Source organism: Streptomyces nymphaeiformis (assembly GCF_014203895.1).
Taxonomy (GTDB): Bacteria; Actinomycetota; Actinomycetes; order Streptomycetales; family Streptomycetaceae; genus Streptomyces; species Streptomyces nymphaeiformis.
In genome coordinates, this window is sequence record NZ_JACHJY010000005.1 from 243,968 (window position 1) to 259,225 (window position 15,258).

Here is a 15,258-nt window from a genome sequence, read left to right on the forward strand (position 1 = left end):
CATCGCGGTTTTCCCTTGTTTGGCGGGTGGGGTTCGCGAGCATCCTGAGCGCGACGCACGGCCACGGCGCGGCATGAGGGGAAGTCGTATGGCCAGACGCAAGGTCATCACGGTCAGAGTCAGCAAGCGGGTGCTCTGGATCGGCGCCGAGGCGTATCCCCTGCAGAACATCGCCCGGGCGACGACGGTCAGGATCAAACCCCCACGGGCGCGGGCCGTGGGGCGCTTCCTGAAGTACGTGCTGATCACGGCGCTCCTGGCGGTCGGCGGGCTCGCCGTCGCCCGGTCCGGCGAGGTGACGGACAGCGACCGGGAACTGATCACCCAGGGGGTGACCGTCACCGCGAGCGTGCTCGGGGCGGCCTTCCTCCTCCAGCTGATCGTCGTCCTGGTCACGAGGACGTACTACGCGCTGGTCATCGAGACCTCGGGAAACCCGCGCACGGTGCTGGCCAGCGTGGACCGCAACGAGGTGCACGAGCTCGTGCGCGACATCATGCGGGCCATCGACGACCCCGCGTTCCCCGGCTTCGTCAAGCAGATGACCACCTACAACATCGGCAGCATGCGGGACTTCTACAACGCGTCCGGTGCGGGCAGCGTGGGGAGGATGGGCAGTGACCGGTAACGGCGACTTCCACATCGGCAACATGCGCGACTTCTACCACGCGACCGGCGACGGGGCCGTCGGCCGCATCGAGTTCCACCAGCACGGCGCGCAGGACCCGCAGGCCGTCTACGAGGCCGTGATCCGCGCGATCGAGACCCTCAGGGGCCAGGTGTCCGCCGAGGACCGCGAAGTCCTCGACACCTCCCTGGAAACGATCCGCCAGGGCGACGAGGCACCGCCCGGTGCCTTCCGCCGGGCCCTCGGCACCGTCTCCGGCGTCGCCGCCCTCGTCGGCGAGGTCGGCGTCCCGGTGGCGGAGGCGGTCCGCCGGCTGCTCGCGCTGCTCGCCGGCTAGAGACACGAACCGGCGAACTCGCACCAGACGATCTTGCCGGGGTTACGCGCGCCCACACCCCAGCGGTCGGCCAGGGCGTCGACGAGGAGGAGGCCACGGCCGGACTCCTCCGAGGGCTCGCGGACGGCCGGGGTGCCGTCTCCACTGTCGTGCACCTCGATACGGAGCGGGCCGGGGCGCTCCAGGTAGAGGTGCAGGCGGTAACCGCGACCGGGCGGGACGCCGTGCAGGAGGGCGTTGGTCGCGAGCTCACTCACGCACACCAGTACGTCGTCCGCGCGTGCGTCCAGCCCCCAGTCGGCCAGCGCCTTGCGGGCGAAGTCGCGGGCGAGGGGGACGGAACGGCGCTCGCGACGGTAGAAGGCCTCGCGGAACAGGGGGAGTTGGTCGCTCATGGCGATCACGGTGGCGCCTCGCGCCCCACGCGCCCCAGGGCATCGAGCCGTACAAATTCTTTGTACGGGTCCGGAACGCGTCGAGTACGTACGGACCGGGGAAGGCACCGCTCATGCAACGCGGCACGAACTCCAGGAAGAAGGTCCCCTCATGGGAAGTGGTCGGCGCCCTTCTGGCCCTTTACCGGAAGCAAGCGGGCCTGACCCAGCCCCAGTTGGCCACGCAGGCGTGCGTGGCCCTGGAGACGCTGGGCTCGATCGAGCAGGGGCGGAGGGCGCTGCGGCTCGGACTCGCGGGTGAGCTGGACGGCATCCTGAACACGGGCGGCGCGCTGGCGGTGGCGGTCGGGAAGGCGCCGAAGAAGGAGCGGTACCCGGCGTTCGTCCAGGAGTTCATCGACTTGGAGGCGCAGGCGCTCAGCATCTGCTCGTACGAGAACGCGGTGGTCCCCGGTCTGCTCCAGACTCCCGAATACGCCCGCGCGGTCTTCGACTGCCTGTACCCGCCGATCACTCCCCAGGAGGCGGAGGACCGGATGCTCGACCGGCTCGATCGCCAGGGGATCTTCAAGCAGAAGCCATGGCCGCCGATGATGTCCTTCCTCCTGGACGAATCCGTCCTGGAAAGGCCGATCGGCGGGCGGGAAGTGCTGCGGGGGCAGATCCTCCACCTGCGCGAGATGGCTGAACTCCCCTTCCTCGGACTCCAGATCATCCCGAAGGCGCGGACGAAGCACGCGGGACTCAATGGGCCCCTGGTACTCATCGAAACACCCGACCACGAACACGTCGCCTACATCGAGGGGCAGCGGGTCAGCTTCCTCATCGACGACCCCGACGAGGTCGGCATCCTCCAGGCCAAGTATGGAATGCTGCGGTCACAGGCCCTGACGCCCGAGGACACCATGGGCCTGCTGGAACGTCTGGCAGGAGTGACATGAGCGCAGCAGCACTTTCGTGGTTCAAGTCCAGCTACAGCGGCAGCGAGGGTGGGAACTGCCTCGAAGTCGCCTACGACTGGCGCAAGTCGAGCTACAGCGGCGACGAGGGCGGCAACTGCGTCGAGGTGGCCGCCCACCCCGCCGCCGTCCACGTCCGGGACTCCAAGCTCGGCGAGGCCGGCCCCGTCTTCACCGTCTCCCCCGCCGCCTGGGGCGACTTCGTCGCCGAGGCGGCCTCCTAGGCCCTACAGGAAGCGCCGCTCGCGCAGGGCTCGTTCGGTGTCCTCGCACCACGTCCGGTACGAGGGCACCTGCGCGAGCACGGCGAGGTCCGTACGGCGCACGAGCAGTTCCGCGCTGTCGTGCAGCACCTCGGGCCCGTCGCTCCCCAACAGGGCCTTCCAGACCTCCTTGGGGGCCAGCCTGTCCTTGCCGCCCTTGAGCGCCACCCGCTTCTCCACCGCCGAGGGCCCGGGATACGGGTAGTCCGCGAGTTCGCCCACCACCGATTGCAGGGCCTTCCGGTCGGCCAGCATCCAGGACTCGGTCATCAGGACGGGCACGAGCGGGACGGACACCCCGGCGCGCGGGGCGGCGGCCCTCCGCTTCTCCAGCGCGGCGACCAGCTTGTGGCGGGCCTCCACGGCGTCCTGGTCTCCGTGGACGAAGACGATGTCGCAGTCGGCCGCGAGCTCCTCGGCCGCCGCCAGGACGAGATCCGGCCGGTCGTTGGACCGGACCGGGGAGACCTCGCAGCGGAGGACGTCCACCGTCTGCGAGCTGCCCGCGAGCACGAGCTCGTCGAGCTGTCGCTCGACGAGGCTCTTCAGATAGGGCCCGTCACTGCCCTCGACGAGCAGACCCGGCAGCAACGTCCTCATTCCCCGCCCCTGTTCAGCTTCCGCAGCAGTCGCTCCACCTGCTCGGGAGACACGCTCTCGCCCGGCTCCCGCTCCGGGTCGAAGGCCCGCAGCGGCCGGGCCACGGTCGCTCGGGAGATCGTCCCGTCGGCCGGATCGACCCGGTCCGCCTGCTCCAGGAAGACGAGGCTGCCGGACAGGTCGTGCTTGAGCGCGCCGAGGAGGGCCGGCGAGTGGGTCGTGGCGATGAGCTGCCGGTACGCGGACGCCTTCGGCATCACCCCGGTACCGCGCCGCAGCCGGCGCACGAGGTCGGCGACGCGCTCGGGGTTCATCCCGTTCTCGATCTCCTCGACGCACATCCCGCCGGGCCAGGCCGGGTCGGCGGCCATCGCGAGCAGGGCCGCCATGCGCAGCGTGCCGTCCGACAGGGTGGGCGGCGACAACCACCCCGTGTTGCTGAAGTGCACCTCGAAGTCGAACTCCTGGCGCCGCTCGTCGTAGACGACCCGTACGTCCTCGACTCCTTCGACGAGCGCGGCCATGTCCGCGACGAACCGGCGCCAGAGCGGCGGACGCTCCTCGATGCGGTGGAGCACCTCGGCCAGGTTCCCGCCGTCCGAGTCAAGCCGGCCGTGGACGAAGGCGGGGGACGGTCGGCGCAGCGCCTCCGGTTCGAGGAGGAAGGGCGCCCACGACGCGCATTCCCGCGCGGCCAGCAACCGCAGTTCCGTGCCCGGTTCCTCGAAGAGGGCGTCGTTGCCGTCGGACCGGACGGACTCCTCGTCCTCGATGGACAGCGGGCTGCCCAAGGGCCCGTGGAAGGGCACGAACTCGCTCTCGTGCTCGACGAACTCCGCGCGTGCCCGCGCCACGGCACTCCGCTGTTCCTCGTCCAGGCCGACGCCGTCCATCCAGTCGGTCTGATCGAGCCTGCTGACCCAGACACCGCAGTTGCGCCCGAGTACCACCCGGCCCGTCCCGAGACGCACCACGCTGATCCGGATCCGCAGCGGCAGCGGCCCGTAGGCGGTCGCCACCAGCGATCCGACCGTGATGGTCAGTTCCCGGCGCTCCTCCCCCTTGCTCCGGTGGAACAGGTCGACGGGCGCCAGTCGCCGGTCCTTGCGGACCGTCTCCTGGAAGCCGCGGTCCGCGGTTCCCGCGACGAGCCGGAGGGCGTCGAAGAGGTTCGACTTCCCCGCCCCGTTCGCACCCAGCATGATCAGCGTCGGCGGCACGTCGAGGCTGAAGCGGCGGAACGACTTGAAGCCGTCGATCCGGATCTGGGTGATCATCCTGGGCTCTGCTCCTCGTGTCTCCGCGCGCCTGCACCGGCCCCTCACCCTAACGCCGACGGCTCCCCCGGCCACGTGGACGCACACCGTACGACGGCGAACGGCCCCGCACCGGAACTCCGGTGCGGGGCCGCTGTGATGCGCGTACGAGAAGAGGATCAGCCCTCGCTGACGCCCAGCTTCTCCAGGATCAGGTCCTTGACCTTCGCCGCGTCCGCCTGGCCACGGGTGGCCTTCATGACCGCGCCGACCAGGGCGCCGACCGCCGCGACCTTGCCGCCGCGGATCTTGTCGGCGATGCCCGCGTTGCCCGCGATGGCCTCGTCGACCGCCGCGCCGAGCGCGCTGTCGTCGGAGACGACCTTCAGGCCGCGCTTCTCGACGACCTCGTCCGGGGTGCCCTCGCCGGCGAGGACGCCCTCGATGACCTGGCGGGCCAGCTTGTCGTTCAGGTCGCCGGAGGCGACCAGGGCCGACACCCGGGCCACGTCCGCCGGCGTGATGGGCAGCTCCTCCAGGGAGACGCCCTTCTCGTTGGCGTTGCGGGCGAGCTCGCCCATCCACCACTTGCGGGCCGACGCCGCGTCGGCGCCCGCCTCGGTGGTGGCGACGATCGCGTCGACCGCGCCCGCGTTGAGGATGGACTGCATCTCCTGCTCGGAGACGGCCCACTCCTCGCGGAGCCGGTTGCGGCGCACGCGCGGCAGCTCGGGCAGACCGGCGCGCAGCTCCTCGACCCACTCGCGGGCCGGGGCGACGGGGACGAGGTCGGGCTCCGGGAAGTACCGGTAGTCCTCGGCGTTGTCCTTGATGCGGCCGGAGGTGGTGGAGCCGTCGTCCTCGTGGAAGTGACGGGTCTCCTGGATGATCGTCCCGCCGGAGGCGAGGACGGCCGCGTGGCGCTGGATCTCGAAGCGCGCCGCGCGCTCCACGGAGCGGAGCGAGTTGACGTTCTTCGTCTCCGAGCGGGTGCCGAAGGCCTTCGTGCCGTTGCGGCGCAGCGACAGGTTCACGTCGCAGCGCATCTGGCCCTTGTCCATGCGCGCCTCGGAGACGCCCAGGGCACGGATCAGCTCGCGCAGCTCGGCGACGTACGCCTTGGCGACCTCGGGGGCCCGCTCGCCCGCGCCCTCGATCGGCTTGGTGACGATCTCGATGAGCGGGATGCCGGCCCGGTTGTAGTCGAGCAGCGAGTGCGAGGCGCCGTGGATGCGGCCGGTCGCGCCACCGATGTGGGTGGACTTGCCGGTGTCCTCCTCCATGTGGGCGCGCTCGATCTCCACGCGGAAGACCTCGCCGTCCTCCAGCTGGACGTCCAGGTAGCCGTTGAAGGCGATCGGCTCGTCGTACTGGGAGGTCTGGAAGTTCTTCGGCATGTCCGGATAGAAGTAGTTCTTCCGGGCGAAGCGGCACCACTCGGCGATCTCGCAGTTCAGCGCGAGGCCGATCTTGATCGCGGACTCGACGCCGATCGCGTTGACCACCGGCAGGGAGCCGGGCAGGCCGAGGCAGGTCGGGCAGGTCTGCGAGTTGGGCTCGGCGCCCAGCTCGGTCGAGCAGCCGCAGAACATCTTCGTCTTGGTGCCGAGCTCGACATGGACCTCCAGGCCCATGACGGGGTCGTACTCGGCGAGCGCCGCTTCGTACGACAGCAGTTCAGTGACAGTCACGGTGGAACTTCCCTCTCAGCCCAGCAGGACGTCGTCGTCGCCGAGCCGCTTCAGCTCGCGGTACAGGATGGCGAGGCCGGTGACGATGGCGGCGGCGGACACGACGGCGTCGACGAGCTTGAGCGTGTCGTGCTCGGCGCGGGCCTTCTTGATCTGCTTCGTCACAGCGATGGCGCCGAACGCGGTGGTACCCATGGAGAGGTACGTACCGGTCTTGGACTTCTTGAAGCCCTTGGCCTTCTGCAGTGCACTGGTGGAACTCACAGCGACGGAGCCTCCTCGAGCAGCGGGTGACCCCACTTTTCCACGAAGGCGGCCTCGACGGCGGCGCCGACCTTGTACAGCCGGTCGTCCTTCATGGCGGGGGCGATGATCTGCAGGCCGACCGGCAGACCGTCCTCGGGCGCGAGGCCGCAGGGCAGCGACATGGCGGCGTTGCCGGCCAGGTTGGTCGGGATGGTGCACAGGTCCGCGAGGTACATCGCCATCGGGTCGTCGGCGCGCTCGCCGATCGGGAAGGCGGTGGTGGGGGTCGTCGGGGAGACGATGACGTCCACCTCCTCGAAGGCCTTCTCGAACTCGCGGGTGATGAGGGTGCGGACCTTCTGCGCCGAGCCGTAGTAGGCGTCGTAGTAGCCGGAGCTCAGCGCGTACGTACCGAGGATGATGCGGCGCTTGACCTCGTCGCCGAAGCCGGCCTCACGGGTGAGGGCGGTGACGTCCTCGGCGGACCGCGTGCCGTCGTCGCCGACCCGCAGGCCGTAGCGCATGGCGTCGAAGCGGGCCAGGTTGGAGGAGCACTCCGACGGCGCGATCAGGTAGTACGCCGAAAGGGCGAGGTCGAAGGTCGGGCAGTCCAGCTCGACGATCTCGGCACCCAGCGACTTCAGCAGCTCGACGGACTCGTCGAAGCGCTGCACGACGCCGGCCTGGTAGCCCTCGCCGCGGAACTGCTTGACGACACCGACGCGCATGCCGGCCACCGAGCCGTTGCGCGCGGCCTCGACGACCGGCGGGACCGGGGCGTCGATGGAGGTCGAGTCGAGCGGGTCGTGCCCGGCGATCGCCTCGTGGAGGAGGGCCGCGTCCAGGACCGTACGGGCGCAGGGGCCGCCCTGGTCGAGGGAGGACGAGAAGGCGACCATGCCGAAGCGGGAGACGCCGCCGTAGGTCGGCTTGACGCCGACGGTGCCGGTGACGGCGGCGGGCTGGCGGATGGAGCCGCCGGTGTCCGTGCCGATGGCGAGCGGGGCCTCGTACGCGGCGAGGGCGGCCGAGGAGCCGCCGCCGGAGCCGCCGGGGATCCGGGTGAGGTCCCAGGGGTTGCCGGTGGGGCCGTAGGCGCTGTTCTCCGTGGAGGAGCCCATCGCGAACTCGTCCATGTTGGTCTTGCCGAGGATGACGACGTCGGCGGCCTTCAGGTTCTTGACCAGGGTCGCGTCGTACGGCGGGATCCAGCCCTCGAGGATCTTCGAGCCCACGGTCGTCGGCATGCCGACGGTGGTGAAGATGTCCTTGAGCGCGAGCGGCACACCGGCGAGCGGGCCGAGCTTCTCGCCGCGGGCGCGCTTCTCGTCGACGGCGCGGGCCTGCGCGAGGGCGCCCTCGCGGTCGACGTGCAGGAAGGCGTGGACCTTCTCGTCGACGGCCTCGATGCGGGCGAGGTGGGCCTCGGTGACCTCGACGGCGGTCAGCTCGCCGGCGGCGATCTTCCCGGCGATCTCGGCCGCGGTGAGCTTGATGATGGTGTTGTCCGTCATGACTTCTTAGTCCTCCCCCAGGATCTGCGGCACCTTGAAACGCTGCTGCTCCTGGGCCGGGGCGCCGGAGAGCGCCTGCTCGGGGGTGAGCGACGGACGGACCTCGTCCGCGCGCATGACATTGGTCAGCGGCAGCGGGTGGGAGGTCGGCGGTACGTCTTGGTCGGCGACCTCGGAGACGCGGGCGACCGCGCCGATGATGTCGTCGAGCTGGCCGGCGAAGTGATCGAGTTCTTCGCCCTTCAGCTCCAGACGCGCCAGCCGTGCGAGGTGGGCGACCTCCTCGCGCGTGATGCCAGGCATGCGGATCCTCACGGGGTGAGCTTGATGGTGTTGGACCATCCTATGGCGCCGGTGCCGCTGCCCGTTAAACGGTTTGCCCCCTGAGGGGGTGAGTCAGGGGCGGGTCACTGCACGACCTGGCCCGAAGGGTGGTCCAGGTCGACCTCGGCGGCGATGTCGGCGGGGCGGCGCCAGCCGTGCTCGCCGCGGGCCAGGAGCCAGGCGGTGGCCTCGCCGGGCGGCATCGCGGCGGCGACCAGCCAGCCCTGGACGGCGTCGCAGCCCAGGTCCCGCAGGCGCTCCCAGGTCTCGTCGTCCTCGACGCCCTCGGCGACGACGAGGAGGCCGAGGGAGTGGGCGAGGTCGACGGTGCAGCGGACGATCTCGGCGTCCTCGGTGTCGACGGCGAGCCGCGCCACGAACGAGCGGTCGATCTTCAGTTCGCTGACGGGCAGCCGGCGCAGATGGACGAGGGAGGAGTAGCCGGTGCCGAAGTCGTCGAGGGACATCTTCACGCCGTGGCCGGTGAGGCCGTTCAGCGTGTCGGCGGCCCGCTGGGGGTCCTCCAGGAGCACGTGCTCCGTTATCTCCAGCTGGAGGGATCCGGCCGGGACGCCGTGGCGGGCGAGCCGGGCGGCGACGGCGCCGGCGAAGCCGGGGGTGTGGACGTCGCGCGGCGAGACGTTGACGGCGACCGGGACGTTGAGGCCCTGGGCGCGCCAGCGGGCGACCTGGGCGAGCGCGGTCTCCAGGACGTACTCGGTGAGGTGCGGCATCAGGCCGGAGGACTCGGCGATGGCGATGAACTCGTCCGGCGGGACCTTGCCGCGCTCGGGGTGGACCCAGCGGACGAGCGCCTCCAGGCCGGCGACCTGGCCGTCGAAGCGGACCTTGGGCTGGTAGTGGAGTTCGACCTCGCCGGCGTCGAGGGCGCGGCGGAGGTCGCCGAGGAGGCCGAGCCGGTCGGGGGTGTTGGAGTCGCGCTTGGACTCGTAGACCTCGACGCCGGTGCGGTCGCGCTTGGCCTGGTACATGGCGACGTCGGCGCGGCGCAGCAGGCCTTCGGCGTCGAGGGCGTGGTCGGGGAAGACGGCGACGCCGGCGCTGGCCTCCAGGACGAGGGTGAGCCCGTCCAGGTCGAGCGGGGAGGACAGCTCGGCGACGAGGTGGCGGGCGACGCGCTGGGCGCTGGTGGTGGAGTCGGCGGTGGGCAGCAGGACGGCGAACTCGTCGCCGCCGAGCCGGGCGGCCTCGGCGCCGCGGGGCAGGGCGAGGCGGAGCCGTTCGGCGATCTGGAGGAGCAGCCGGTCGCCGGCGAGGTGCCCGAGGGTGTCGTTGACCGAGCGGAAGCGGTCGAGGTCGATCAGGACGAGGGCGGCGCGGACGCCTTCGCCCTCGGCCTCCTCCAGGGCGGTCCAGGCCCGCTCCAGGAGCCACTGGCGGTTGGGGAGCCCGGTGAGCGGGTCGCGGAGCTGCTCCTCGGCGCGGGCTCGGGCGATCCAGAGGGTGGAGTCGAGGGCGATGAGGGGGACGGCGAAGAGCGGCAGGACGATCGGCCGGGTGGCGGCGACGACGCAGATGAGGGGGGCGATGCCGAGCAGGGCGACGGCGACGAGCCCCTGCCTGAGGAGGGCGGTGCGGGCCATGGTGGGCAGGCCGCGACCCTGGGGGGCGAGCGTGTACCACAGGAGGAGGCGGGTGACCACGAGGTAGAGGCCCGCGGCGAGGACGACTTCCGGGACGTCCCCGATGGTCCAGTCGAGCGGTTGCCAGGGCTGGTCGACGGTCGGTACGTCCCCGAAGGCGGCGAGGGCGAGGGCGGCGGCGCCGACCCCGAGGATGTCGGCGGCGGCGTGCAGGAGGCTCTGGCGCCAGCGGTGCCGGCGGGCGGCGCCGACGAGGGCGACGACGGTCAGCGAGACGAGTCCGGCGGGCACCCAGCCGTACAGCAGGAGGACGGCGAGGGTGAGGGCGGCGCCGGAGCCGGTGCCGCCCCACCAGCGGTCCCGGCCCAGGGCGACCAGGTGGCCGACGATGAGGCCGGTGAGGACGGCGAGGGACCAGCCGGCGGCGCCGCCGGGGAAGAGTCCGTGGCCGGCGCTCAGGGCTCGCTGGAGCCCGACGGCGAGCACGACGGCGGCGATGCCCACCACGGCTGCGGGCAGCCGGGAGGGGAAGCCCAGGGGGACCACACGGCCGTGCGGCCGTGGGACCGGGGCGGCGCTCTCGGTCGGTTCCATTCCCGTCCCTCTCACAGGCGGCGGTGCCGTCGGTGTGCGATGGGCCGCGGTGACGCGGCCGTCCGTCGTCCGGCCGTACGTCGTCCGTCGTGCGGCCGCTGTCGGGCGGCCGCTCCTGGTACCACGGGCCGATGTCCTGACGCCATGACCGGCAGAGCCCTCGCATGGGCGTGCAGGACTGGACGCACGGTCACCACACTAGGCCGCCGAGGGCTCCGACGGGCAGCGCTCTCCCTCTCTTGCCCGAATGCGACCAGCCCACCCCTAACGATCTGGTATGCGCCGAACGGGTGAGCTTCCGCGCTGTGCCGGGAGGTTACTCGGCGACGGGTACCGCGGCCTCCCGAGCTGCGTCGGGCCCCTGTTCGAGCAGGACGGAGAAGCCCTCCTCGTCCAGAACCGGAACCTTCAGCTGCATCGCCTTGTCGTACTTCGAACCAGGGTTTTCACCGACCACCACGAAGCTGGTCTTCTTCGAAACGGAACCGGTCACCTTCGCTCCGAGCGCCTGGAGCGATTCTTTTGCGCCATCCCTGGTGAACTTCTCCAGGGTGCCGGTCACCACGACGGTGAGGCCCTCCAGCGGACGCGGGCCCTCGTCCTCCCCGGCGCCCTCGTCCTCCAGGGCGACCCCGGCGGCGCGCCACTTGCGCACGATCTCGCGGTGCCACTCCTCGGAGAACCACTGCTTCACGGCGGCCGCGATGATCCCGCCGACGCCGTCGACGGCCGCCAGCTCCCCCTCGCTCGCCTGCTCGATCCGCTCCAGGGAGCGGAACTCACGGGCCAGCGCCTCGGCCGCGACCGGCCCCACGTGCCGGATGGAGAGCCCGTTGATGAAGCGGGCCAGCGGACGGGTCTTCGCCGCCGCGATGTTCTCCAGCATCGCGAGCGCGTTCTTCTTCGGCTCGCCCTTCTGGTTGGCGAAGACCGTGACGATCTTCTCCTCGCCGGTCTTCGGGTCGCGCTTCGGCAGCCCGCTGGCCGCATCGAGGACGTACGCCCTGATCGGCAGGAGCTGTTCGATGGTGAGGTCGAAGAGGTCGCCCTCGTCCTTGAGCGGCGGCTCGGCCGGCTCCAGGGGCTGGGTCAGGGCGGCGGCGGCCACGGCGCCGAAGTTCTCGATGTCGAGGCACTGCCGTCCGGCGAGGAAGAAGAGACGTTCACGCAGCTGGGCCGGGCACGTCCGGGCGTTCGGGCAGCGGAGGTCGATGTCGCCCTCCTTCATCGCCTTCAGCGGCGTCCCGCACTCCGGGCACTCGGCGGGCATCACGAACTCCCGCTCGGTGCCGTCCCGCAGGTCGGCGACCGGCCCGAGGATCTCGGGGATCACGTCGCCGGCCTTGCGCAGCACGACCGTGTCGCCGATCAGCACGCCCTTGGCCTTCACGACCTCCTGGTTGTGGAGGGTGGCGAACTCGACCTCGGAGCCGGCCACCGTCACCGGCTCGACCTGGGCGTACGGGGTGACGCGGCCGGTGCGGCCGACGCCGACCTTGATGTCGACCAGCTTGGTGTTGACCTCCTCCGGCGCGTACTTCCAGGCGATCGCCCAGCGCGGGGCGCGCGCCGTGGAGCCCAGCCGGCCCTGGAGCGGGATCTCGTCGAGCTTGACGACGACCCCGTCGATCTCGTGCTCGACGGAGTGACGGTTCTCCCCGAAGTACGCGATGAACTCCCGCACACCGGCGAGCGAGTCCACGACCTTGTTGTGCCGGGCGGTGGGCAGGCCCCACTCGCGCAGCAGCTCGTACGTCTCCGAGAGCCGCGAGATCTCGAAGCCCTCGCGGGCGCCGATGCCGTGGACGACCATGTGGAGCGGGCGGGAGGCGGTGACCTTCGGGTCCTTCTGCCGCAGCGAACCGGCGGCCGCGTTCCGCGGGTTGGCGAAGGGCTTGTCGCCGGCCTCGACCAGGCGGGCGTTGAGCGCCTCGAAGCCCTCCATCGGGAAGTAGACCTCGCCGCGGATCTCCACGAGCTCCGGGATGCGCTCGCCGCGCAGCCGCTCGGGGATGTCGGCGATCGTCCGGACGTTGGGCGTGATGTCCTCGCCGGTGCGGCCGTCGCCGCGGGTGGCGGCGCGGGTCAGCCGCCCGTGCTCGTAGGTGAGGTTGACCGCGAGGCCGTCGACCTTCAGCTCGCACAGGTAGTGGTAGTCGGGGCTGCCGACGTCCCGCGCGACCCGCTCGGCCCAGGTGGCGAGCTCCTCGTCGTCGAAGGCGTTGTCCAGGGAGAGCATGCGCTCCCGGTGCTCGACTGCGGTGAACTCGGTCGCGTACTGCCCGGCGACCTTCTGGGTCGGCGAGTCCGGAGTCCGCAGCTCCGGGTACTCCTCCTCCAGCGCTTCGAGCGCGCGCAGGAGCTTGTCGAACTCGCCGTCGCTGATGACCGGCTGGTCCTTCACGTAGTACCGGAAGCGGTGCTCCTCGACCTGCTCGGCCAGCTCGGCGTGCTTCTCCCGTGCCTCGGCGGGCAGGGCCCCCTGTTCGACTGCCACCGTTTCGTCCTCCCGTTACTCAGGGTTGTCCGCGAGCGACCGTGCCGCTCTGACGCAATGGGCGAGCGCCGCCCGGGCATAAGCGGGCGAAGCACCCGCGAGACCGCACGAGGGCGTGACCACGACGGACTCCGCGAGAGTCCCCGGATTCAGCCCCAGCCTGCGCCACAGCGTCCTGACACCCATGACGCTACCGCCCGGGTCCGACAACGCGGTGTCAGTGGACGGCACCACACCGGCGAAGAGCTTCGTCCCGGCCTCCACGGCCTCGCCGATCGACTCCTCGTCACGTTCGGTGAGGAGCGAGAAATCGAACGAGATGCCCGCGGCCCCGACGCGGCGCAGCAGCGCGAACGGCACGTCGGGCGCGCAGGAGTGGACGATCACCGGCCCGTCGTGGACGGCCATGACGTCCCGCAGGGCGCTCTCCACGACCTGCCGGTCCACGGCCCGGTGGGTGCGGTAGCCGCTGGCGGTACGGATCTGCCCGCGCAGCACGGCGATGAGCGAGGGCTCGTCGAGCTGGAGGACCGGGCGGGCCCCCGGAACGCGCTTCTTCAGCTCCGCGAGGTGCGTGTGGAGGCCCTCGGCGAGCGAGCCGGCCAGGTCGCGGCACGCGCCCGCGTCGCCGAGGGCGGCCTCGCCGCCGCGCAGCTCCAGGGCCGCGGCGAGCGTCCACGGGCCGACGGCCTGGACCTTGAGCGGACCCTCGTACCCCTGGGTGAACTCCTCCAGGGCGTCCAGGTCCTCGCCGAGCCAGGAGCGGGCCCGCTTGGTGTCGCGGCCGGGCCGGTCGCTGATCCGCCAGCCGCTCGGCTCCACGTGCGCGTACAGGTCGACGAGCATGCCGATCGTCCGGCCGATCATGTCGGCGCCGGGCCCGCGCGCGGGCAGCTCGGGAAGGAACGGGAAGTCCTCGAAGGACCCGGTGGCCGTCTTCGCCGCCTCGCGCGCGTCGCCGCCGGGCAGGGAGCCGACGCCGGTGGCCGGCCCCCAGAGCTTGATCTCGTCCATGCCCTATCGCCCCGGGCGCACGGTCAGATCGTTGATCTCCGCGTCACGCGGCAGGTCGATCGCGGTGATGATCGCCGTCGCGACGGACTCGGGGTCGATCCACCTCGACGGGTCGTACTCCTTGCCCTCCTGCTGGTGGACCTTCGCCTGCATGGGGCTGGCGGTGCGGCCCGGGTAGACCGAGGTCACCCGCACCCCGTTGGCGTGCTCCTCGTGCCGCAGGGAGTCCGCGAGGGCCTTGAGGCCGTGCTTGGACGCGGCGTACGCGCCCCACTCGGCGTGCGCGTTGAGCCCGGCGCCCGAGTTCACGAAGACGACGTGGCCCTGGGAGACCCGCAGCTGCGGCAGGAAGTGCCGGGTCAGCTCGGCCGGGGCGACCAGGTTGACGTTCAGCTGGTGGTGCCAGGTCTTCGGGGTCAGCTCCCCGATCGGCCCGAGGTCGACGACACCCGCGATGTGCAGCAGGGAGTCCACCCGGTCGGGCAGGCTCTGGTGCGAGAACGCCCAGGACAGCCGGTCCGGGTCGGCGAGGTCCCCGACGAGCGTCCGCGCCCCGGGGAACTGGGCGGCGAGCTCCTTGGCCCGCCCCGCGTCGCGCGCGTGGAGCACGAGCTCGTCCCCGCGCGCGTGCAGACGGCGCGCGACGGCCGCGCCGATGCCGGAACCCGCTCCGGTGATCACATGTGTAGCCATGCGCACCATGCTCGCATCAGCGGGAGGCGATCTCCGCCTCCAGGTGGGCGAGGGCGGTCTGGCCGTCGTCCGCGAAGAGGGCGAGGGCGGCGAGGGGGAGCGGGAGGAAGCCCTCCGACTCCATGCGCTGGAACTGGGTCTTGAGGCCGTCGTAGAAACCGGCGGTGTTGAGGAACGCGACCGGCTTGGAGTGCTTGCCGTGCTTCTTCAGCTCCAGGATCTCGGTGGCCTCGTCGAGGGTGCCCGTGCCGCCGGCCATGACCACGATCGCGTCGGACTTGGCGAGGAGCAGCGCCTTGCGCTCGGCGAGGTCGCCGGCGACGACCATCTCGTCGGCGTTCGGGCGGGCCTTGTGGGCGAGGAAGTCGACGGAGACGCCGACGAGCCGGCCGCCCGCCTCCTGGACGCCGTCCGCGACGACCTTCATCAGGCCGGTGTCGGAACCGCCCCAGACGAGGGTGTGGCCTGCCTTGCCGAGGAGCGTGGCGAAGTCGCGGGCGGGGGCCGTGTACCGCTCGTCGAGGTCGGCGGCGGAGAGGAAGACGCAGATGTTCATGGGCTCCACCGTAGGGGGTCGTGGAAGAAAGTCCGGCGGGCGGCGATGAGTTCCGGCGGGGGCTCCGGTCTGCACTGCCATGGACGA

16 protein-coding genes are annotated in these 15,258 nt (G+C 71.3%); 4 read left to right on the top strand and 12 right to left on the bottom strand.

Going from position 1 to position 15,258, the window contains the following annotated elements; all coding sequences use genetic code 11:
- Positions 1-88: 88 nt before the first annotated feature.
- Both GGE06_RS18680 and GGE06_RS18685 read left to right on the top strand, forming a co-directional pair.
- A complete protein-coding gene (locus GGE06_RS18680) occupies positions 89-628 on the top strand; it encodes a DUF6232 family protein (RefSeq protein ID WP_116158702.1) in 540 nt (179 codons plus the stop codon).
- Positions 618-965 (top strand): hypothetical protein, encoded by a 348-nt coding sequence (locus GGE06_RS18685; protein WP_116158703.1) that lies wholly within the window; start codon positions 618-620, stop codon positions 963-965. The genes GGE06_RS18680 and GGE06_RS18685 overlap by 11 nt, the downstream gene beginning before the upstream one ends.
- Here GGE06_RS18685 and GGE06_RS18690 read toward each other — a convergent pair.
- A complete protein-coding gene (locus GGE06_RS18690; RefSeq protein WP_184931302.1) occupies positions 962-1,360 on the bottom strand; it encodes an ATP-binding protein in 399 nt (132 codons plus the stop codon). The two genes, GGE06_RS18685 and GGE06_RS18690, sit on opposite strands and share 4 nt — an antisense overlap.
- A gap of 113 nt (positions 1,361-1,473) precedes the next feature.
- On the opposite strand from GGE06_RS18690, the gene GGE06_RS18695 reads away from it, so the two are divergent.
- Positions 1,474-2,301 carry a helix-turn-helix domain-containing protein gene (locus GGE06_RS18695; protein WP_184931303.1) on the top strand — a complete coding sequence of 276 codons (828 nt, stop codon included), beginning with the start codon at positions 1,474-1,476 and terminating at the stop codon, positions 2,299-2,301.
- Complete coding sequence (locus GGE06_RS18700; RefSeq protein ID WP_184931304.1) at positions 2,298-2,543, top strand: DUF397 domain-containing protein; 246 nt, start codon at positions 2,298-2,300, stop codon at positions 2,541-2,543. Before GGE06_RS18695 ends, GGE06_RS18700 begins: the two co-directional genes overlap by 4 nt.
- A gap of 3 nt (positions 2,544-2,546) precedes the next feature.
- Here GGE06_RS18700 and GGE06_RS18705 read toward each other — a convergent pair whose 3' ends face one another.
- From GGE06_RS18705 to GGE06_RS18755, 11 genes are all read right to left on the bottom strand, one after another.
- On the bottom strand, positions 2,547-3,182 hold the full coding sequence (locus GGE06_RS18705; RefSeq protein WP_147321064.1) for a hypothetical protein: 636 nt from the start codon (positions 3,180-3,182) through the stop codon (positions 2,547-2,549).
- A complete protein-coding gene (locus GGE06_RS18710; protein ID WP_184931305.1) occupies positions 3,179-4,459 on the bottom strand; it encodes an AAA family ATPase in 1,281 nt (426 codons plus the stop codon). The genes GGE06_RS18705 and GGE06_RS18710 overlap by 4 nt, the downstream gene beginning before the upstream one ends.
- A 158-nt stretch (positions 4,460-4,617) precedes the next feature.
- Positions 4,618-6,129 (bottom strand): Asp-tRNA(Asn)/Glu-tRNA(Gln) amidotransferase subunit GatB, encoded by a 1,512-nt coding sequence (gene gatB, locus GGE06_RS18715; protein WP_116158708.1) that lies wholly within the window; start codon positions 6,127-6,129, stop codon positions 4,618-4,620.
- A 15-nt stretch (positions 6,130-6,144) separates the two neighbouring features.
- Positions 6,145-6,393, bottom strand: coding sequence for a hypothetical protein (locus tag GGE06_RS18720; protein WP_078908511.1), 249 nt, complete (start codon positions 6,391-6,393; stop codon positions 6,145-6,147).
- A complete protein-coding gene (gene gatA, locus GGE06_RS18725) occupies positions 6,390-7,889 on the bottom strand; it encodes an Asp-tRNA(Asn)/Glu-tRNA(Gln) amidotransferase subunit GatA (RefSeq protein WP_030693797.1) in 1,500 nt (499 codons plus the stop codon). Before gatA ends, GGE06_RS18720 begins: the two co-directional genes overlap by 4 nt.
- A gap of 6 nt (positions 7,890-7,895) precedes the next feature.
- Positions 7,896-8,192 carry an Asp-tRNA(Asn)/Glu-tRNA(Gln) amidotransferase subunit GatC gene (gatC, locus tag GGE06_RS18730; RefSeq protein WP_015036350.1) on the bottom strand — a complete coding sequence of 99 codons (297 nt, stop codon included), beginning with the start codon at positions 8,190-8,192 and terminating at the stop codon, positions 7,896-7,898.
- A gap of 104 nt (positions 8,193-8,296) precedes the next feature.
- Positions 8,297-10,411 carry a putative bifunctional diguanylate cyclase/phosphodiesterase gene (locus tag GGE06_RS18735; protein WP_116158709.1) on the bottom strand — a complete coding sequence of 705 codons (2,115 nt, stop codon included), beginning with the start codon at positions 10,409-10,411 and terminating at the stop codon, positions 8,297-8,299.
- Between the two features lie 316 nt (positions 10,412-10,727).
- The gene (gene ligA, locus GGE06_RS18740) at positions 10,728-12,908 is read right to left on the bottom strand and encodes an NAD-dependent DNA ligase LigA (protein WP_116158710.1); all 2,181 of its coding nucleotides are present in this window, start codon (positions 12,906-12,908) and stop codon (positions 10,728-10,730) included.
- A gap of 15 nt (positions 12,909-12,923) precedes the next feature.
- A complete protein-coding gene (locus GGE06_RS18745) occupies positions 12,924-13,922 on the bottom strand; it encodes a methionine synthase (protein ID WP_116158711.1) in 999 nt (332 codons plus the stop codon).
- A gap of 3 nt (positions 13,923-13,925) precedes the next feature.
- Complete coding sequence (locus tag GGE06_RS18750) at positions 13,926-14,624, bottom strand: SDR family oxidoreductase (protein ID WP_116158712.1); 699 nt, start codon at positions 14,622-14,624, stop codon at positions 13,926-13,928.
- Positions 14,625-14,631: 7 nt separating this feature from the next.
- Entirely contained in the window at positions 14,632-15,171 is a 540-nt protein-coding gene (locus GGE06_RS18755) for an LOG family protein (RefSeq protein ID WP_116158713.1), read from the bottom strand.
- Positions 15,172-15,258 lie beyond the last annotated feature (87 nt).